This window comes from Paenibacillus canaveralius, assembly GCF_047238265.1.
Lineage (GTDB): Bacteria > Bacillota > Bacilli > Paenibacillales > NBRC-103111 > Paenibacillus_F.
Genome location: NZ_JBDFMM010000001.1, coordinates 4,306,918 through 4,325,304, shown reverse-complemented (window position 1 = coordinate 4,325,304; position 18,387 = coordinate 4,306,918). Strand labels below are relative to the sequence as shown.

Sequence of the window (18,387 nt, the reverse complement as noted above, 5' to 3'; positions counted from 1 at the left end):
TTTTGCGGGCCGTGTTTGTTTTAGGGCTGGAGCTTGGAGTAGCGGTCCATCATGACGGCAATCTCCGCCCGGGTTATGTAACGGTTCGGTTTGAATTCCGCCGGGCTTGTCCCGTCGACGATACCGGCTTTCGCAAGCGTGTAGACCGCGCCCGCACACCACATCGAGGCGGGAACGTCGGAGTAAACGTCCTGGCCGGTCGGAGGCGTCAAAGTAGGCGAGCCTTTCATTTCGCGAAGCCGCTGAAGAATCGCGGATACCTCGCCGCGGGTGATCGACTGGTTCGGGCGTACGGTACGATCCGCGTACCCGTCGAGCAGTCCGAGGCGGACAGCTTTGGTCATCACCGGATAGGACCATTGGGTCGTTTTCAAATCGCTGAAAGCCGGTGCGGGTACGGAATTTCCCGTCCCTAGCAGGCCGTCGAACCCGAAGACGCGGTCCATCACGGTTACGAACTCCGCGCGTGTCAGGGCCCGGTTAGGCTCGAAACTGTTCCCGATGCCTTCCATCCAGCCTTTGTCTTTGATGCGCAGGATAGCTTCGCGTGCCCAGTGCCCGGCCGTATCCGGGAAAACCGGCGGCTGGTAGGAAACGACTCCGTCCGCGATCGCTTTTGCCATTTTGGTGCGGAATGCGGGATCGGCCAGCATATCCGCTTCTTTTTTATTGCTCAAAAATCCGGTTTCGACAAGAATGCTCGGTATGTTTCCTTTACGGACGACGTAAACCGCGCTCGGCACCAAGCCTTGATCCTTCAATCCGGTTTGGGACAGAACGGAGCTTAACACCTTTTGAGCCAGCAGCCTGCTGGAAGGCGTAAGGGCTTCCATTTCCGGACTGGCGGGATAGTCCTCCTGGGGATAACGGCTGTCGTAATAGAGAACCTGAGAACCGTTAGCGGCCGAGCTCGGATTCGAATTGGCATGCACCGATACGAAAACGTCCGCTTTCTGGGCATTTGTAAATTGAACTCTCTCGTCAAGGGACAAATAACGGTCATCCGACCGGGTCATTACGACTTCGACGCCTTTCTTCTTGAGCTCGTCGCGGAGCTTCAGAGACACGTCGAGGTTGACCGTTTTTTCATTGAGACCGTTTACACCGATGGTTCCCGGATCTTTCCCCCCGTGACCGGGATCGACGACAACCTTGTAAGCCATCGCCTCGTAAGGAAAGACCAGCAGAAGCGCGAGGGTCAGCCCTGCTAATTTTGTAGTTTTTTTCATCCTGTTTTTCCCCTCCCGTTTCCAATTGTACAGGGACTTTCCAGGTTAGTAAGCCGGAAATATGTTACAAATTGTTGTTTTTACGGATTGATGCCTAACGTGCCGCTTCGTATAATAAGGGAGAAACAAGGGAAGAGAGAGGATAACGGATGAAGAAAAACGGCTTCACCCTCGTTCTGTTTTTACTGATCGGTCTTGTCGTCGGCATCATTGTGGGACAACTGCTCGCACCGGTCAAAGCACTGGCGTTCCTGACCAAAACGACGGATATCGTCTGGCAACCCAAAGCGGACCTGCAGGTCATCCAGTATGATATCCTTTTGCAGATTAAACTGAATTTGTGCAGCATTTTGGGCCTCGCGGCCGCATTCTGGCTGTACCGTAAGGTATAGTCCCTGAGAAAACGCATTTAAATGTTTTGAGAAAAATGGAGGCAACCCTTATGAGCCGATCCGGCAGCGCGCCCTATGAGCAGGGCATTAAACTGATTCTCGCATCCTCCTCGCCCAGACGGCGGGAGCTGTTGAAAGGGATGGGGCTGGATTTTGAAATTATATCCAGCGATGCGGATGAGACCGTGGAGGAGAGCCTGAGTCCCCGGGAGATCGTCGAGACGCTTGCCGTGCGCAAAGCGGAAGCGGTAACGGCCGCCCTGCCGGGTTCATACGCACCGGACAGAACCGTCATTATCGGTTCCGACACGATTGTGGTGCTGGACGGGGAAGTACTGGGCAAGCCGAAGGACGAAGGGGATGCTCTGCGCATGCTTTCCGCACTGCAGGGCCGCACTCACGAGGTTTACAGCGGAGTCGCCTGCCTGAGCGCGGACCGCAGCAGCATATCGGTCAGGCACCGCCGGACGAAAGTCACGATGAAGCCGATGGACGAGGAACGGATCCTTCGTTATATCGCGACGGGCGAGCCTTCGGACAAGGCGGGCTCTTACGCGATTCAGGGGATCGGCGCCACATTGATCGAAGGGATAGAAGGGGATTACTTCAATGTCGTCGGTCTTCCGGTGTCACTTCTGAGCGAGATGCTTGAGCCGTTCGGCATCCGTGTCGTCTAGGTAAATGTCCCTAGCACTGAACCGTTTTCATTAAGAGCCGATTCTGCTACAATAGAGAGAACATCAGGAGAAAGGAGGGCTATGTCATGAACAGCGAGTTTACGATTGCCGTGCACAGTCTGGTGCTTCTTGCCCATCTGCCGGAACACATGGCATCGAGCGATGATATTGCTTCCAACGTTTGCACCCATTCCGCGCGTATACGCAAAATTATGGGCTGTCTGCGCAAAGCCGGTTTTGTCCGCACCAAAGAAGGCTGCGGAGGCGGATTTATTCTTAATCACGATCCCGATGAGATTACGCTCGGCGATATTTATCAGCTAACTTCGCTCGGCACCCTCAAACCGAACTGGTGCTCAGGCGACCAGGGGAATGACTGTCTTGTTTCTGCGAACATGCAGAATGTGATGGACAACATGCTGGATGGAGCCGAACAGAACATGATTCAATATTTGAAAGGCGTGACGATCGGCAGCATGCTCCGTACGTTGAACGAGACGGAGAAGAAATCCGCCGATGCCGAGAAGAATCTGATTTCCTGAAGCGGTCCTGGCCTGCGCTTCGCATTCAAAAGGGCATAGGACCCGCTTTATTGTACGATACATGAGGAAAAGACACCCGGTGCTGCGAAGGCGGCGCGGCCGCGGCTTTCACGGACATGGTATTTCTCGTCAGAGAGACGCTTGCCGATCCGACCGCCTGTCTTCCTGGGCATCTCCCTCCTGCTGTCCTTTTCGCTATTACATTGCCTGGTTTGTTTAAATGCCTTAACCCGATTGTACTCTTCCGTGTACTCCGTCTTCCTTCCGCTTTTGAGCCCCAGCGCTCTTGCTTTTTACCTCTTGTCTCCATTCCTTCACGCGTCAACCGCTTCCGCTTGTCTCTTTCGCATTCCGCTTTATCTTCCTTTTCCGCAAAAAAGAGTTGTTCTCCCAATCCGTTATTTCACTTTGTCAGATCTCCGCCACACCGCTATTAATCAACCTGCCGTGTCTTAAAAAAGCCATCCGTTTTGTCTCCCGAACCGAACCTAACCCGCCGTCAGAATGTTTGCCTGCGCTTCATCTTTTGTATTTTTTGCCGAGGTGTGCAGACTTTTTTAGGACCTGTGTCGTCCTATTTAACAGCCCCTCTGTCTTTTAATGGTTTAGTGCGGTTTTATATGGGGACCGCATAGGTATAAATGAACGATCTCATGCAAGTTTTCGCAAGACTTTCCGATCCGGTCACCGGCAGTCTTATGTCTGCGGATGATCCCGTAAACCCGGATCCGGATAACGCCGGATGAAGACAGCAAAAAGCCCGGCAGACGGCGCTTTCCGGACAATGGGTAACGGTTTTGAAGGAAATGTTGGAAATTGGCCTGAGAACATACCGGAAGAGGGGAATATATGATATCATCAATTGTCACCTTGCGTGAAATTCCGCCGGAAGAGAGACCCCGCGAAAGAATGATGCAGCTCGGGGCTTCGTCGCTCAGCAGTGCCGAACTGCTGGCTATCCTGGTCCGTACGGGAACATACTCCGAGTCCGCTTTGGCGCTTGCACAGCGGATTCTTTCCGAAACGGGAGGACTCCGGGGGTTAGTCGAAGCCAGCCGGGAAGAGCTTGTCCGAATCAAGGGGATAGGCGACGCCAAGGCGCTCCAGATTATGGCGGGAATCGAGCTGGGAAGACGGATTTCCCGGACACGCACGGAAGAAATCACGACGGTGCGATCTCCGTTTGATGTTTTTGATCTGCTTAAGGACGAACTGCGCTATTTGCAGAAAGAACACTTCGTTTGTTTGTTCCTCAATACGAAAAACCACATCATCGGACGCGAAACGCTGTCCATCGGAAGTTTGAACGCCTCCATTGTGCATCCGCGCGAAGTTTTCCGCGCCGCGATTCAGCGCAGCAGCGCCTCCATCGTTTGTGTACATAACCACCCCAGCGGGGATCCAACGCCAAGTCCACAGGACATTGAACTTACGCACAGGCTGACAGAAGCCGGTGATATTATAGGAATCGAAGTCCTCGATCATATTGTCATCGGAGATGACCGCTATGTCAGTTTGAAGGAGCATGGTCATATGTAATATAATAAAGATTATGTTCGTGGAAAGACCCCTAATTTCGACAATGACTACGAAAACTATGACGAAACAATAAACCGTCGGTATTTTTTTGCTGCCATTTAAGCTTTAAGCAGTTAATCAGAGAGAAGATGGATTTTGGGAAGGAGCCGTTTTATTATGTTCGGAGGTTTTACAAAGGATTTAGGTATCGATTTGGGTACTGCAAATACATTGGTGTATTTGAAGGGCAAAGGAATTATCGTGAGGGAGCCGTCGGTAGTCGCCATCCGCACGGATACGAAAATCATTGAGGCCGTCGGCGACAACGCGAAGAAAATGATCGGACGTACGCCGGGCAACATCCGTGCCATTCGTCCCATGAAAGACGGCGTAATCGCGGATTTCGAAACGACCGCCACGATGATCCGTTATTTCTTACGTCAGGCACAGAAGGATCGTTTCATGTTCCAGCGCCATCCGAATGTTATGGTCTGCGTACCTTCCGGCATTACGGCCGTCGAGAAGCGCGCCGTGGAAGACGCGACCAAGCAGGCCGGCGCACGTGACGCTTACACGATCGAGGAGCCGTTCGCGGCCGCAATCGGCGCGGATCTTCCCGTGTGGGAACCGACGGGAAGCATGGTTGTGGACATCGGCGGCGGTACGACCGAAGTGGCCGTTATTTCCCTCGGGGGAATCGTGACGAGCCGTTCTATCCGCATCGCGGGCGATGAGATGGACGAAGCCATCACCCAGTACATCAAACGCACCTACAACCTGATGATCGGCGAACGCACGGCCGAAACGCTGAAAATGGAAGTAGGCTCCGCCCTGCCGATGGAACAGCCGGAATTTCTCGAAATCCGCGGCCGTGACCTCGTGACAGGTCTGCCGAAGACGATTTCCGTCACTTCCGACGAAATTACGGAAGCGTTGACCGACACCGTGAACGCTATCATCGACGCGGTTAAAGTGACGCTGGAGAAGTGTCCGCCGGAGCTGGCCGCCGACATTATGGACCGCGGTATCGTGCTGACGGGCGGCGGAGCCCTTCTGCGCAATCTCGATAAGCTGCTTGCGGGCGAAACCGGAATGCCGGTTATCGTTGCGGATAATCCGCTTGATTGTGTAGCCATCGGGACCGGCCGCGCCCTGGATCATATCCATCTGTTCAAAGGTGCCAAATCCGGCGCCAAATACAGACGCTAAGTCTGACTGTGCCGACGTGAGAAGGTGTTGAATTGTTGAAATTCATGGGGAACAAGAGGCTGATGGTTCTGCTGGTGGGTCTCATCTGTTTTTTCATCCTGATGGGACTTACGCTTAGCGGACGGACGAAATTTTACTGGCCGGAAAAATTTCTGAAAGATTCGATCGCCTGGACGCAGAGCGTGTTTTACAGACCGGCAGCGGGCGTGGCCGGCTTCTTCGAGGACGTCGGCAAGCTTAAAACCATCTATGACGAGAATCAGATCTTGAAAAAAAGACTGACCGACTACGCACTCGCCACCCAGCAGCTAAATGCGCTTGAAGACGAGAACAAACGCTATAAAGAAGCCTTGGGCTTCACGGAACGCCAGAAACAGGTGTCCAATTATAAATACCGGATTGCCGATGTAATCGCGGCGAGTCCCGATCCTTATAACGGAACCATCACCGTAAATCTGGGCGAGAAAGACGGCATCCGGCCCAATATGGCCGTTATTAACGTAGACGGTCTTCTCGGACGGGTGCTCACCGTAACGGAATTTACCTCCAACGTACAGCTTCTTACGGATTTGAGCGATACGAACAACAAGGCTCCCGCTATTTCCGCAACCGTCAAAGGCAAGGAGTACAAATCCGCCGAGGGTCAAGGTTCCTACGGGATCATTGAGTCGTACGACAAGGAAAAGGGCCTGCTCGTTATGAACAAAATCGACCAGAACGACCAGCTTGCGGTCGGTGACACCGTCATTACTTCCGATATCGGCAAAGTATTTCCGAGCGGTATTCCGGTAGGAACGGTCGTTTCCCGCGAGCCCGGGGATTTCGGGATTACCCAGAAAGCGATGATTAAGCCTTTCGCTGACTTCAGACATATCCGGGAAGTATTTATCATCGAAATACCCGAGGTGAAATAGCCATGGTACGCAACTCGCTCTGGCTCATTCTGTTCTCGCTGCTCATATTGGAAGGATCGCTGATTCACTGGCTGATTCCGGATTCCTGGCAGCAAAGCGTCCGGATCTCTTCCAATTTTATGCTGATCATTATTTTGTATATCGGACTTTATTTGAACCGGCATTCTGCACTGCTGTACGGCCTCGGTTTCGGGCTGCTTCACGATTTCGTCTATTTCGGACACATACTCGGCGTCTACTCCTTCGGATTCGGATTGGTCGGCTACATAGCGGGGCTTCTTCCCCGCAGGCAGACGAACCTCATTTTCACCACTTTGATGACGATGGGGGTCGGCGTTCTTATTTTCGAAATTATCAAATTCGGAATCAACCGGTTATTTAACATCGTAACGGTGAATTTCCAGTTTGCGTTTACCCATATTATGCTGCCGAGCGTGCTGTTCAATATGCTGTTCGCCCTGGCGGTGTACATTCCGATGCGCAAGCTCATGGAAGCCCTGCAAGGCCAAGGATCCCGGGCGGAACATTAATTTTGACCGTTCGTTTTCACCCGGCAGGAAAATCCGGACAGCAGGCCGAATTGTATGGGTTGGGAGGTTGGAACGTTTATGACGACGGCAGGTAAACATCATGTGATTATAAAAGGAGTCAAAGACGGCCTGAACTTTCTTCTCGACGATTCATGCGAGCTTGCGACTGTCCTCGAAGAACTGCGGCACAAGGTGGAGAGTACTCACGACCGCATTCTGACCGGACCTATCGTGCGTGTTCATGTCAGACTCGGCAAACGCAGCGTCAGTGACGAGGAGAAGGAAGAAATCCGGGCCATCATCGGACAGAAGGGCAACCTGCTCATTCAGTCCATTGAATCCGATGAACCGGAGCCGCTTGTCGGAACGGCTGCTCCCATTACGATGCTTAAAGGGATGGTCCGGTCTGGACAGACACTTAAACATGAAGGCAATCTGCTGTACATGGGGGATGTCAATCCCGGAGGCACGATCCTGTGCACCGGCAGCATCTATATCATGGGTTCCTTGCGGGGAATGGCACATGCGGGTGTGGACGGGGACGAGGCCGCGATCGTTGCGGCGTCGCATATGCGTCCGACTCAGCTGCGCATTGCCGGCGTAATCAGCCGTCCTCCGGACGAATGGGGATTCCAGGAAGCATTTATGGAATACGCCTACATCAAAGAAGGGCGTATGGAAATTGATAAATTGAACGGACTGCACCGTATGGTGCTTGCTTAATAGCCGGATGGCCTTTTTGCAAACCGGCTGCACGCAATTATCGTAACGCTGAGGAGTGAATACCATGGGAGAGGCAATCGTTATCACTTCCGGAAAAGGCGGCGTCGGCAAAACGACCACGTCGGCCAATGTGGGGACAGCACTCGCTCTGCAGGGCAAGAAAGTATGTATGGTCGATACCGACATCGGATTGCGAAACCTGGATGTGGTTATGGGACTGGAGAACCGGATCATTTATGACCTGGTTGACGTTGTGGAAGGACGCTGCAGGCTTCCTCAAGCGCTGATCAAGGACAAAAGGTTTGAAGAACTGTATCTGCTTCCGGCCGCACAAACCAAAGACAAGCATGCCGTTTCCCCGGAGAGCGTTAAGGATATCGTGCTGGAACTCAAAAAAGATTTCGATTTCGTCATCATCGACTGCCCTGCCGGAATCGAGCAGGGTTTCCGCAACGCGGTGGCCGGAGCTGACAAAGCGATCGTCGTCACGACCCCCGAAAATGCGGCCGTACGCGATGCGGACCGGATTATCGGCCTGCTGGAGAACGAGAAAATTCATGCTCCGAAGCTGATTATTAACCGGATTCGCCAGAACATGGTCAAAAAAGGCGAAATGCTCGATATCGACGAGATCTGTTCCGTACTGGCGATCGACCTTCTGGGGATCGTGCCGGATGATGAGCATGTCATTAAGGCGGCAAATTCCGGCGAACCGACCGTAATGAATCCGACCTCACGGGCAGCTATCGCTTACCGCAATGTCGCACGACGCATACTTGGCGAATCGGTCCCTCTTATGCCGCTTGACGAAAAGCCGGGTATGCTGGCTAAATTGAAAAAGTTTTTTAAATTAGGATGAGTGCGATATGCTTGCCAAATTAAAAAAATTAGATTTGACCATCATTTTTTTGCTGATGGTGTTAATTACTATCAGTTCCTTTTTGGTATACAGCGCGGATATAGACGACCCTAACATTCATGTAAATTGGACGAAAACGATCATCATTTACGTTATTGCTTTATTCGCCCTAACCGCTTGCAGCTTTTTGGATTATAGGATCCTTATCCGGTTTTGGATGTTTCCTTATTTGATCAGCATCGGGCTGCTTGTTTTTGTACTTAAAGTAGAAGCGATCAATGGGGCGAGCGGATGGATCCAAATAGGGGACTTCCTGTTTCAGCCGGCCGAGCTTTGTAAGCTTTGTGTCATCATTGCACTTGCTGCCTGGCTCCGCAGAAAGAATGAAGAAGACCTCCAAATCATTAAAGATGTGATCCCGATGGGATTGCTAACCTTACTTCCTTTTGCCTTAGTCTTTATTCAACCTGACTTGGGGAATGCGATCATCCTAATCGGTGTTCTTATCGGAATGCTATGGATAGGAAACGTTAAATATTCTCATGCGCTCATCGGTCTTATCGTTTTCGGGGGCGGAATGTTTTTATTCTTCTATTTCTACTCCATGCATCCGAAAGAGATCAGTGGGTACCTGATTGAGAATTTCCATTTTAAACAGCACTGGTTTAAACGGATCGACACGTTTTTAGATCCGTCTACGGCAAGCTTAAACGACCGTTACCAGATGGAAAACTCATACAGAGCGATCGGTTCCGGCGGTTTGACGGGTGAAGGTTACTTGAACGGAAGCTCCATTCATTCCAACTTTATTCCTTACGCGTATTCGGACTCCATCTTTGTCGTGGTCGGGGAGGAATTCGGCTTCCGCGGAGCTGCCGTGCTCCTGATGCTCTATTTTTTTCTCATCTACAGAATGATCCTGATAGCTATACAAAGCAAGAACCGAATCGGCTCCTATCTGGTTGTCGGAGTTGTAGCCATGTATGTCTTCCAGATATTCGAGAATATCGGCATGCTGATTGGGTTGATGCCTTTGACCGGTATCACACTTCCTTTTATCAGCTATGGGGGAACGTCTTTGTTAATCAATATGCTTTGTATAGGAATGGTACTAAGCGTTAAAATCCACGATCACGCCATAGAAGACGATAAATAAACAGGCCGGTGAGGCCTGTTTTTTGTATGCTCATATTTCGTACAAGCCGCTCATATGCTGTAGTAAACAAGCCCCGCCTCACAGGAGGTTAAGTCATGGAGAATAAGCATAACGTGCGCCAGCGCAGATTGGAAAAAATCAGGAAGCTGCAGGAGAACCCGCCTGATAAATCTCTACGTCATCGGCAGCCAAACGAACTTATGTCCTTTGAGAGCAGGGCTTCAGAAGTGGAGCCTATGCCTGCCATTCTTCCTTTAATCGGGAAGGGGCAAGATTTTGACGACAGATGGAACGACCCTGAATATGTATGGAAGCAAAAAATGCAGCGCGAGCTCGGGCTGCCCGGCGGTTACTATGCCCGCGGACCCGGCGATAAGGACACTGGGGACGGAGGCGGATACAATCCGCGTACTCCTTACCGCGTCCGGTTCCTGCGGCAGCTGGTCGCCAGTGCCATGCTTTTCGGTCTGATCTGGGGAATGTTTCAGCTTCAGCATCCCTTGATCGAGCGAGGGAAAGGATATGTCACGGCGGCCCTCCGTGAACCGCTCGATTTTCAGCAGTTGTCCGCCTGGTATCAGAAAACGTTTGCCGGGGCTCCCTCTTTTATTCCGGCCTTTCATTCGGATGAAGAAAATCCGGCCGTAAAAGCGGATGCCCAGAAACGCTCCTATTTTGTCCCCCTGAAAGGAAAAATCCACGAGACCTACACGGCTGACAAGCCTTTTATAAGCGTGGCGGCCGAGCCTCATACTCCCGTGTACGCACTCGATGCGGGACAAGTCACCTTTGCGGGCCCCAAAGACGAGACGGGCTACACGGTCATCATCCGTCATCCCGGAGGGCTGCAGTCCGAGTACGGACAGATCGAGCAGTCCCGCGTCGAGGTTAACGACTGGATCAAAGGGGGCGAAGCCATCGGTCAAGTGTCCAGAGACAGCAAGAGCGATAAAGGGCTTCTCTATTTTGCCGTCCAAAAGGAAAGCCGTTACGTGGACCCGGCAGGTGTGATCCCGTTTGAATAACCGGCTGCAGGTACGCTTCCGCTTCCATCCCCTTTTTACCATCGTGATGCTGCTTTCACTGGCAACCGGACATTTTCTGGAATCGGCCACATTGTTCGGTATCGTTTTTCTTCATGAGCTTGGCCATTTCGGAGCGGCGGTTGCTTTCGGCTGGAGGGTGCGGGAGGTCCGTCTGCTGCCGTTTGGAGGCGTACTTGTCGTTGACGAATTGGCTTCCGTTCCTCTGCGGGAAGAAATGATCGTTGCGCTGGCGGGGCCGCTCCAGCATCTCTGGCTGATCGCTCTCGGTTTCCTCTGCCGCTTCCTCGAAGCGGGGGACCCGGAATGGTGGTCCTATTTTATCGAAATTAACGCCGTTATCGCTTTGTTTAACCTGCTTCCGATTCTGCCTCTTGACGGTGGAAAACTGCTGCAAGGCTTGCTCAGCCTGGGCTTCCCCTACCAACGCACTCTCGTGTGCACCGTCTGGATTTCTATCGTACTCGGGTTCACGATGACCGCTGCCGCCGTTTGGCCGGCCGGGACGGGACGTATTCAAATGAACGTCCTTGTTGTGGGCTTGTTTCTGCTCTATCAAAACTGGGTGAGCCGGAGGCATCTGCCTTTTTATTTTCTCCGGTTTATGATGAACCGCGAAGCAAGCACGGAACGACTTATGCGGAAGGGGACGCAGGCCAGGCCGATTGCGGTCGCAAGACAGCGGAAAGTAGGGGAAGTGGTGAAGCTGTTTATGCGTGAAAAATATCATCCCGTCTACGTAGTAGGCAGCGGGGGGACGATAGAAGGGATTCTCCCTGAGCAGCAGGTGGTCGATACTTATCTCACACATACAAACCGTTCATGCACGGTTTCCGAGCTGCTTCCTTGAAGGAGAAGAGAGAAGCGGCCTCCGGTTTTCTTTCCGCTCCCCGGACAGGGTGTGGCTGTCTGTCCCGCTTTCCTGCTTTTATTCAGTAAAGTGCGAAACTTCCCTCCTTCATGTACAATAATGATGGGGTGAACGCCATGAAACAATTGATCGTAAGCTGCGAAGCGGCTTCGCTTCAGGCGGCTCTTCTCGAAGATCGCAAGCTCGTGGAATACGAGTCCCAGCATCCAAGCGAGACGCAGCGCGCAGGAAGCATTTACATCGGCCGTGTGGTAAACGTACTGCCCGGCATGCAGGCCGCATTTGTAGATATCGGATTGGACAAGAACGCTTTTTTATACATAGATGACGTATTGCCTGTCAATATGCAGAAGCAGCCGAAGACGAAACCGCCTATCGGAGATCTTCTTCAGCCGGGCCAGCGGGTGCTTGTTCAGGTTGTCAAAGAACCGGAAGGAGCCAAGGGAGCCCGTGTCACGACCCATTATTCCATCCCCGGCCGCTGGCTGGTATATATGCCCGGAGCGGGGTATACGGCAGTCTCCCGCAAAATCGAAGCGGAAGAAGAGAAAGTCCGCCTGAAGCAGGTGGCGGACAGTCTCCGCGGCGGAGAAGAAGGGCTCATTCTCCGCACGGTGTCCGAGGGGCGCAGCGAAGAAGAGCTGCGCCGCGACCTGCTCGATCTCCGGGAGCTCTGGGCGGTGATCGGGCAGAGGGCGGCGGCCGGCGGGGCGCCGGCGTGCATCTACCAAGATCTCGAGCTGCTCCCGCGCCTCGCGCGGGACGTGATCACGGAGGACGTGCTCGAGATCTGGGTAGACGACGAAGCCGTCCGCGCGGAGCTGCAGGGGCTGCTGCGGCAGCGCAGCCCGGAGCTTGCGGCGCGCGTCCGTCTGGACGGCGGCGAGACCCCGCTCTTTGAGCGGTTCGGCATCGCCGAAGAGCTTTCCCGCTCGCAGCGCCGCAAGGTTTGGCTGCCGAGCGGAGGCTACCTCGTCATCGACCCGACGGAGGCGCTGACGGTCGTGGATGTGAACACGGGAAGGTTTACAGGGACTTCGTCCCTGGAGCAGACCGTGTTCCGCACGAACATGGAAGCCGCCGCCGAGATCCCGCGGCTGCTGCGGCTGCGCAATTTGCGCGGCATCATCATTGTCGATTTCATCGACATGGAGCAGTCCGCGCACCGCGACCGCGTGCTGGAGTGCATGACGGAGGCGGTCAAGAAGGACCGCTCCAAAACGATACTCCTCGGCTGGACAAAGCTCGGCCTGCTGGAGATAACGCGCAAGCGCAAGTAGGAATTATTGTCGGATAGCTTGGAGCTTGTTTAGACTGATTAGCGGAAATAACGCGCAAGCGCAAGCGGAAATCTCCACGTTTAAACCCGGCCGCCACGCGCGACCGGGGTCAAGCCGGACTGCCTGTGCCGAAGCTGCCGATCGTTATGCCATATTGATAGGCACAAGTATAGGTACAAGTACAAGCACTGCCGCCAACTTGAAGTGGCTGGCATAAAGCCGCTAGCATAAGCCGGTACGCATTGGCTTACCCGGAGCCGGTACGGCCGGCAGCCGGAACACGGCAAAGGCAGCGGATAACACCGGACAGCGGAAATTCACGCTGTCCGGTTTGTTTTTTGATCCGGCGCCCGGCCAGGCATCCTGTCATCCGTACAGCGTTCCGCTACTTTGCCGGGCCGGAACTTCCGAGGGAGCATCGCCTCCTGCGCTTTGCAATAAAACGTTGCAAAGGACGAACCCTTTTGCTATACTACTATGAGTGCGTTGCTTTAGGCATGCGCTGTAACCGCACGGATCGGGTTTGTGAAGCACGGGCAGAGGCTCTGCCGCTGAACGTCACCTGGATATTGGCGAGTCTGAGACATGAGGAGGTGCAACGAAATGTACGCAATTATTGAAACAGGCGGCAAGCAATACAAAGTACAACAAGGCGATGTTCTTTACATCGAGAAGTTGGAAGCCGGCGCAGGCGATGTGGTCACTTTTGATCGTGTTCTGGTTGTTTCTGGCGACAACGGTCTTCAAGTAGGAGCTCCAGTCGTAGAAGGTGCTAAAGTTTCCGGCAAAGTCGAGAAACAAGGCAAAGGACGCAAAATCATCGTTTACAAGTACAAGGCGAAGAAGAACTACCGTCGTAAGCAAGGTCATCGTCAACCGTACACGAAAGTCGTAATCGAGAAAATCGAAGCTTAAGAGGCCATCAGATGATCCACGTTACGGTTTCAAGACGGTCTGAACAAGACCCGACGATAGAAGCGTACCAGGTCGAAGGCCATGCGGAATTCGACGTTCCCGGCAAAGACCTTGTCTGCGCCGCGGTATCGGCCATTGCGGTCGGGACGGTCAATTCGATCGAAGCGCTAACCGGAGTTGTACCGGGTACAGAGATGGAGAAGGGCTGGCTTGACGTTATCCTTCCTCTTGATGCGGAACCGGCACAGATGGCTCAGGTTCAGTTGATCATCGAATCCATGATCGTGATGCTTCATACTATTGCAAGTTCCTACAGTGACTATATAGCAATTCATACAGCCTATAATGAAGGAGGTTGACACCATGTTGAAATTGGATCTTCAGTTATTCGCATCCAAGAAGGGTGTAGGTTCCACAAAGAACGGTCGCGACAGCATTGCAAAACGTCTTGGCGTTAAGCGTGCCGACGGTCAAACCGTTACCGCAGGCAGCATTCTCGTGCGTCAGCGCGGAACGAAAATTCACCCGGGCAACAATGTGGGCATCGGTTCCGATGACACGCTGTTTGCTAAAGTGGAAGGCGTTGTTAAGTTCGAGCGTTGGGGTCGTGAGCGCAAGAAAGTTAGCGTCTACCCGGTAGAAACCGCTCCAGTAGCGGCTACTGTAGAAGCATAAGTTAAAAATTCATGCATGTACAGCCCTGGCGACGTAATGTTTGCTGGGGCTTTCTTGCTTTTTAGAGGCATCCATCCGGAATCTTGAGACCATCTGTATGCCGGATGCGTTTTGGGACCGGAAATGGTATAATGTGCTAATGGGAAGTCGGAAACGGAGCGTATGCGTACATGAGGAACAGGTTGTGGATACCGGCAGCCTTGCTGGGTCTGCTCGGTTTGGTAATGCTGGCTGCCGCGCCTATGGCGGCAGGACTTCGTCTGGCCGCGGTTGCCTTTACCGCCGCATGTTTTGCAGCGGCTCTGTATATGCAGCACCGGATGAAGCTTAAGGAAGCGGATGAAGAGCGCACACGCATTCAGCGGCTCGCACAGCAGGAGATGCTTCTGACGATCAATCATCTGCGGCACGATTGGATGAACGATATCCAGGTACTGCTCGGGTATATTCAATTGAAGAAATACGATCATCTCCAAGGGGTAGTCGCCTCCGTGATGGGAAAGCTTCAGCATGAGAGCTTTATGGCCAAGCTGGGCGATCCGGGCCTTATCGTGTTTTTGCTGACCGCGAAGGCGGGAGGCCGGCACATGAAGCTGGAAGTCGAGCTTGACCAGGAAGTAAATATCCGCAGGCTGGCACTGGACGGCGATGCGGTTTGCAAGTTGATTCCCGAGCTGATTGAAGGTTTCAAACAAGCGTCTGCGGGAGAAAATGAAGAAGGCGGCATGCTCAGCATGCAGTCTCGTTCCCGAAGAGGATTCGCTGCTGCTCGATTTTGTATATCAGGGACCGTATAACCGGAGCTTTCTGGAAGAGGCTTTGTCGCTTGCATTGGAATCGGGGACAGGCCGTACCTTGGCCGCGGTTGTAGAACAGAATGACTATCAGGAACAGGAGGCGGCCTTCGCCCTGCGGCTGCCTTACCGGACATCAGTTGAGGTGTGATGCACATGTTTGTAGATAAAGCGAAGATTTATGTAAAAGGCGGCGACGGAGGCGACGGTCTTGTCGCGTTCCGCCGCGAGAAATATGTACCCGAAGGCGGCCCCGGCGGCGGTGACGGAGGCGACGGCGGAGATGTGATCTTCCGCGTGGACGAAGGTCTCCGGACGCTGGTCGATTTCCGTTACCAGAAGCACTTCAAAGCCAAACGCGGCGAAAAAGGCCGCAACAAATGCCAGCACGGAGCCAATGCGGACGATATGGTCGTCCGCGTTCCCCCCGGCACGCTTGTTATCGATGACGACACCGGCGAAATCGTCGCCGACCTGACGCGTCATCAGCAGGAAGTGGTCGTTGCCAAAGGCGGGCGCGGCGGACGCGGCAATATGCGTTTCGCCACGGCCAAGAACACCGCTCCGGAAATCGCGGAGAACGGCGAAGAAGGCCAGGAACGCTGGGTCGTTCTTGAACTCAAAGTGATGGCCGACGTAGGCCTTGTCGGATTCCCGAGCGTAGGGAAGTCGACGCTGCTGTCCGTCGTGTCGGCGGCAACTCCGAAGATCGGAGCCTACCACTTCACGACGATTACGCCGAACTTGGGCGTCGTCGATCTCGGCGAAGGCAGAAGCTTCGTCATGGCCGATCTGCCGGGCCTCATCGAAGGCGCCAGCCAAGGTGTCGGACTCGGTCATGAATTTCTGCGTCACGTCGAGCGAACGCGCATCATCGTGCACGTGGTCGATATGGCCGGCACCGAGGGCCGCGACCCGTACGAGGACTGGAAGAAGATCAACGAGGAAATCAAGCTGTACAACGCCAAGCTGGAAGAACGTCCGCAGGTGGTAGTCGCCAACAAGATGGACATTCCGGAAGCTCAGGAGAACTTGGCCGCATTCCGTCAACAGATGGAGGAAGACGGCAAATCGGTAGAAATCTTCGCCATTTCGGCCGTCACCAAGGAAGGCATTCAGCCTCTCCTGTACCGTGTAGCCGATATGCTGGACGCGATTCCCGACGCTCCGCTTCTTGAAGAAGTACGGGAAGTCGAAGAGCGCAAAGTGTACCGGATGGAGAAGAAGAGCGAACCCGACAACGATTTCGTTATTCGCCGCGAGAACGATGTTTTCGTTGTAGAGAGCCCGAGCATCGAGAAACTGATGAAACGGACCAACTTTACAACGGAAGAGGGCGTGCTTCGTTTCGCCCGGATTCTGCGGAATATGGGGATCGACAAGGCGCTTCGCGAACGCGGCGCAGTCGACGGACAGACGATCCGTCTGAACGATTATGAATTCGAATTCGTAGAAAAATCTTAAAATGAAGAAACCCCCTTGCCGTCGGGCAAGGGGGTTTTTGGCATCGTTTCAATAGGCTCATGTCAATCGCTTTCGTTTAAACGCAATCGTCCGGCTTGTCCCGTTATAACGGGTGATTCCGTATATGGAGAGCGCAGCGATATCATCCCGCATCGCATCCTTCAAGACATAACAGGCTGCCGGCCAAGATAATACTTCATGCAGGATAGCCGGATAACGGCTTATTTATAAACGCTTCTTAATCTTTTCAAGGCGTTTTTGGCATTGGGATAACGGAAGGGCAGGTCGAAGCGGCTCGTCTGCTTCAGCACGCTTTTGCGGTGAGTGAACACATCGAAGCTCGCTTTGCCGTGGTAACCGCCCATTCCACTGTTCCCGACGCCTCCGAAAGGAAGATACGGAGTTGCTATATGGAGGATTGTGTCGTTGATACAGCCTCCGCCGAACGAAGTCGAGTGGATAATCCGCTGCTGAATTTCTTCACTTTCGGAGAATGCATACAGGGCAAGCGGTTTCGGACGGGCATTTACTTCCCGGATCACGTCCTCCAGATTGCGGTAGGTGAGTACCGGAAGGAGGGGGCCGAAAATTTCCTCCTGCATAACCGGGTCCTCCCAGCCGACTCCGTCGATAAAGGCCGGTTCGATTTTGAGAGAGCGGTCGTCGGTTCTTCCTCCGGATACGAGCTGTCCGGCCTCCATCAGGCTTTTGAGCCGGTTGTAATGACGGGCATTGATGATCTTCGGATACGGGCTGCCGTCGGCAAGCGGATCGCCGTAGAAGGCATCTACCACTTCCTTCATCCGCTCCAGCAGCTCATCCTTAACGCTTTCATGGACGTATAAGTAATCCGGCGCGATGCAGGTCTGTCCCGCGTTCAGCGTTTTGCCCCAGACAATGCGCTTAGCCGCGTGCCTGATGTTGGCGTCGGCATGCACGATGCAGGGGCTTTTGCCGCCCAGCTCCAGCGTGACAGGGGTGAGATGTTTGGCGGCCGCCTCCATGACGATCCGTCCGACCCCGACGCTCCCCGTGAAAAAGATCGTATCAAACTTCTCCGCGAGCAGCGCGTTGCTCGTTTCGACTCCGCCTTCGATAACCGCTACATATTCTTCGCCGAAGGTCTGCCCGAGAAGCCGGGCAAGCAGCGCGGATGTATGCGGCGCAAGCTCGGAAGGCTTCAGTACCGCGCAGTTTCCTGCGGACATGGCCCCGATCAAAGGGGAGATTGCCAGCTGGAACGGATAGTTCCACGGCGATATGAGAAGCGCTATGCCGTAAGGCTCCGCATAAATGCGGCTCTGCGATCCGATATGCGTAAGGGGAGTTTTGACCCGCCGCGGCTTGCTCCAGCGTTTAAGATGTTTGAGCACATGATTGATTTCTTCAAGCAGGATACCGATTTCCGTAGCGAACGCTTCAAAATCGGATTTTCCGAGATCCTGCCTCAAAGCTTCCATAATCGCTTCCTCGTGGTCCCGGATCATGGCTTTTAACCGGCGGAGCTGTTCCATCCGGAAGTTCAGCGGTTTGGTCGCACCCGTTGCGTAAAAGTTTCTCTGCTTATCGAGCAGCGCGTGTATCCGATTCAAGAGA

21 protein-coding genes and 1 other annotated feature are annotated in these 18,387 nt (G+C 53.5%); of the genes, 19 read left to right on the top strand and 2 right to left on the bottom strand.

Features of this window, described 5'->3' with window-relative positions:
- Window positions 1–20 precede the first annotated feature (20 nt).
- Window positions 21–1,229, bottom strand: a complete 1,209-nt coding sequence (locus tag ABC395_RS19495; RefSeq protein ID WP_413005577.1) for an N-acetylmuramoyl-L-alanine amidase — start codon at window positions 1,227–1,229, stop codon at window positions 21–23.
- Between the two features lie 149 nt (window positions 1,230–1,378).
- Here ABC395_RS19495 and ABC395_RS19490 point away from each other — a divergent pair, with 149 nt between their 5' ends.
- The 19 genes from ABC395_RS19490 to obgE all read left to right on the top strand — a co-directional run bounded on the left by ABC395_RS19490 (window position 1,379) and on the right by obgE (window position 16,791).
- Complete coding sequence (locus ABC395_RS19490; RefSeq protein WP_413005576.1) at window positions 1,379–1,621, top strand: DUF4321 domain-containing protein; 243 nt, start codon at window positions 1,379–1,381, stop codon at window positions 1,619–1,621.
- A 50-nt stretch (window positions 1,622–1,671) separates the two neighbouring features.
- Window positions 1,672–2,298, top strand: a complete 627-nt coding sequence (locus ABC395_RS19485; RefSeq protein WP_413005575.1) for a Maf family protein — start codon at window positions 1,672–1,674, stop codon at window positions 2,296–2,298.
- 86 nt (window positions 2,299–2,384) lie between these two features.
- Window positions 2,385–2,840 (top strand): RrF2 family transcriptional regulator, encoded by a 456-nt coding sequence (locus ABC395_RS19480; protein ID WP_413005574.1) that lies wholly within the window; start codon window positions 2,385–2,387, stop codon window positions 2,838–2,840.
- 849 nt (window positions 2,841–3,689) lie between these two features.
- Window positions 3,690–4,379, top strand: a complete 690-nt coding sequence (gene radC / locus ABC395_RS19475) for a RadC family protein (protein ID WP_103995683.1) — start codon at window positions 3,690–3,692, stop codon at window positions 4,377–4,379.
- Window positions 4,380–4,535: 156 nt separating this feature from the next.
- Window positions 4,536–5,567, top strand: coding sequence for a rod shape-determining protein (locus tag ABC395_RS19470; protein WP_413005573.1), 1,032 nt, complete (start codon window positions 4,536–4,538; stop codon window positions 5,565–5,567).
- A 35-nt stretch (window positions 5,568–5,602) separates the two neighbouring features.
- Entirely contained in the window at window positions 5,603–6,481 is an 879-nt protein-coding gene (mreC, locus tag ABC395_RS19465) for a rod shape-determining protein MreC (RefSeq protein WP_413006772.1), read from the top strand.
- A gap of 2 nt (window positions 6,482–6,483) precedes the next feature.
- A complete protein-coding gene (gene mreD / locus ABC395_RS19460) occupies window positions 6,484–7,011 on the top strand; it encodes a rod shape-determining protein MreD (protein WP_103995682.1) in 528 nt (175 codons plus the stop codon).
- A 78-nt stretch (window positions 7,012–7,089) separates the two neighbouring features.
- Window positions 7,090–7,734 carry a septum site-determining protein MinC gene (locus ABC395_RS19455; RefSeq protein WP_487247447.1) on the top strand — a complete coding sequence of 215 codons (645 nt, stop codon included), beginning with the start codon at window positions 7,090–7,092 and terminating at the stop codon, window positions 7,732–7,734.
- A 64-nt stretch (window positions 7,735–7,798) separates the two neighbouring features.
- A complete protein-coding gene (gene minD / locus ABC395_RS19450) occupies window positions 7,799–8,593 on the top strand; it encodes a septum site-determining protein MinD (RefSeq protein ID WP_009672982.1) in 795 nt (264 codons plus the stop codon).
- Between the two features lie 7 nt (window positions 8,594–8,600).
- Complete coding sequence (locus tag ABC395_RS19445; RefSeq protein WP_413005571.1) at window positions 8,601–9,749, top strand: FtsW/RodA/SpoVE family cell cycle protein; 1,149 nt, start codon at window positions 8,601–8,603, stop codon at window positions 9,747–9,749.
- A 95-nt stretch (window positions 9,750–9,844) separates the two neighbouring features.
- Window positions 9,845–10,774: a peptidoglycan DD-metalloendopeptidase family protein gene (locus ABC395_RS19440; RefSeq protein ID WP_413005570.1), complete on the top strand. Its 930-nt coding sequence runs from the start codon at window positions 9,845–9,847 to the stop codon at window positions 10,772–10,774.
- On the top strand, window positions 10,767–11,642 hold the full coding sequence (locus ABC395_RS19435; protein ID WP_413005569.1) for a M50 family metallopeptidase: 876 nt from the start codon (window positions 10,767–10,769) through the stop codon (window positions 11,640–11,642). The genes ABC395_RS19440 and ABC395_RS19435 overlap by 8 nt, the downstream gene beginning before the upstream one ends.
- Window positions 11,643–11,779: 137 nt before the next feature.
- Window positions 11,780–12,943, top strand: a complete 1,164-nt coding sequence (locus tag ABC395_RS19430; protein WP_413005568.1) for an Rne/Rng family ribonuclease — start codon at window positions 11,780–11,782, stop codon at window positions 12,941–12,943.
- A gap of 496 nt (window positions 12,944–13,439) precedes the next feature.
- Window positions 13,440–13,533 (top strand) — a sequence feature (ribosomal protein L21 leader region).
- A gap of 13 nt (window positions 13,534–13,546) precedes the next feature.
- Window positions 13,547–13,858: a 50S ribosomal protein L21 gene (gene rplU / locus ABC395_RS19425; RefSeq protein WP_009675460.1), complete on the top strand. Its 312-nt coding sequence runs from the start codon at window positions 13,547–13,549 to the stop codon at window positions 13,856–13,858.
- Window positions 13,859–13,869: 11 nt separating this feature from the next.
- Window positions 13,870–14,217, top strand: a complete 348-nt coding sequence (locus ABC395_RS19420) for a ribosomal-processing cysteine protease Prp (RefSeq protein ID WP_413005567.1) — start codon at window positions 13,870–13,872, stop codon at window positions 14,215–14,217.
- A gap of 4 nt (window positions 14,218–14,221) precedes the next feature.
- Entirely contained in the window at window positions 14,222–14,533 is a 312-nt protein-coding gene (gene rpmA, locus ABC395_RS19415) for a 50S ribosomal protein L27 (protein WP_009675465.1), read from the top strand.
- 170 nt (window positions 14,534–14,703) lie between these two features.
- Window positions 14,704–15,330 carry a Spo0B domain-containing protein gene (locus ABC395_RS19410; protein ID WP_413005566.1) on the top strand — a complete coding sequence of 209 codons (627 nt, stop codon included), beginning with the start codon at window positions 14,704–14,706 and terminating at the stop codon, window positions 15,328–15,330.
- Between the two features lie 22 nt (window positions 15,331–15,352).
- Window positions 15,353–15,478: a hypothetical protein gene (locus ABC395_RS19405; RefSeq protein WP_413005565.1), complete on the top strand. Its 126-nt coding sequence runs from the start codon at window positions 15,353–15,355 to the stop codon at window positions 15,476–15,478.
- Between the two features lie 5 nt (window positions 15,479–15,483).
- Window positions 15,484–16,791, top strand: a complete 1,308-nt coding sequence (obgE, locus tag ABC395_RS19400; RefSeq protein WP_413005564.1) for a GTPase ObgE — start codon at window positions 15,484–15,486, stop codon at window positions 16,789–16,791.
- Between the two features lie 221 nt (window positions 16,792–17,012).
- Here the strand turns inward: obgE and ABC395_RS19395 are convergent, their stop codons facing one another.
- Window positions 17,013–18,383, bottom strand: coding sequence for an aldehyde dehydrogenase (locus tag ABC395_RS19395; protein WP_413005563.1), 1,371 nt, complete (start codon window positions 18,381–18,383; stop codon window positions 17,013–17,015).
- Between the last annotated feature and the right edge of the window lie 4 nt (window positions 18,384–18,387).

Bases quoted from the DNA above. Each gene is read 5' to 3' on its own strand.
- ABC395_RS19420 (WP_413005567.1), top strand. From the start codon at position 13,870: ATGATCCACGTTACGGTTTCAAGACGGTCTGAACAAGACCCGACGATA.
- rplU (WP_009675460.1), top strand. From the start codon at position 13,547: ATGTACGCAATTATTGAAACAGGCGGCAAGCAATACAAAGTACAACAA.
- ABC395_RS19410 (WP_413005566.1), top strand. From the start codon at position 14,704: ATGAGGAACAGGTTGTGGATACCGGCAGCCTTGCTGGGTCTGCTCGGT.
- radC (WP_103995683.1), top strand. From the start codon at position 3,690: ATGATATCATCAATTGTCACCTTGCGTGAAATTCCGCCGGAAGAGAGA.
- ABC395_RS19480 (WP_413005574.1), top strand. From the start codon at position 2,385: ATGAACAGCGAGTTTACGATTGCCGTGCACAGTCTGGTGCTTCTTGCC.
- obgE (WP_413005564.1), top strand. From the start codon at position 15,484: ATGTTTGTAGATAAAGCGAAGATTTATGTAAAAGGCGGCGACGGAGGC.
- ABC395_RS19495 (WP_413005577.1), bottom strand. From the start codon at position 1,229: ATGAAAAAAACTACAAAATTAGCAGGGCTGACCCTCGCGCTTCTGCTG.
- ABC395_RS19490 (WP_413005576.1), top strand. From the start codon at position 1,379: ATGAAGAAAAACGGCTTCACCCTCGTTCTGTTTTTACTGATCGGTCTT.
- ABC395_RS19455 (WP_487247447.1), top strand. From the start codon at position 7,090: ATGACGACGGCAGGTAAACATCATGTGATTATAAAAGGAGTCAAAGAC.
- ABC395_RS19440 (WP_413005570.1), top strand. From the start codon at position 9,845: ATGGAGAATAAGCATAACGTGCGCCAGCGCAGATTGGAAAAAATCAGG.
- ABC395_RS19445 (WP_413005571.1), top strand. From the start codon at position 8,601: ATGCTTGCCAAATTAAAAAAATTAGATTTGACCATCATTTTTTTGCTG.
- ABC395_RS19430 (WP_413005568.1), top strand. From the start codon at position 11,780: ATGAAACAATTGATCGTAAGCTGCGAAGCGGCTTCGCTTCAGGCGGCT.
- rpmA (WP_009675465.1), top strand. From the start codon at position 14,222: ATGTTGAAATTGGATCTTCAGTTATTCGCATCCAAGAAGGGTGTAGGT.
- mreD (WP_103995682.1), top strand. From the start codon at position 6,484: ATGGTACGCAACTCGCTCTGGCTCATTCTGTTCTCGCTGCTCATATTG.
- ABC395_RS19470 (WP_413005573.1), top strand. From the start codon at position 4,536: ATGTTCGGAGGTTTTACAAAGGATTTAGGTATCGATTTGGGTACTGCA.
- ABC395_RS19485 (WP_413005575.1), top strand. From the start codon at position 1,672: ATGAGCCGATCCGGCAGCGCGCCCTATGAGCAGGGCATTAAACTGATT.
- minD (WP_009672982.1), top strand. From the start codon at position 7,799: ATGGGAGAGGCAATCGTTATCACTTCCGGAAAAGGCGGCGTCGGCAAA.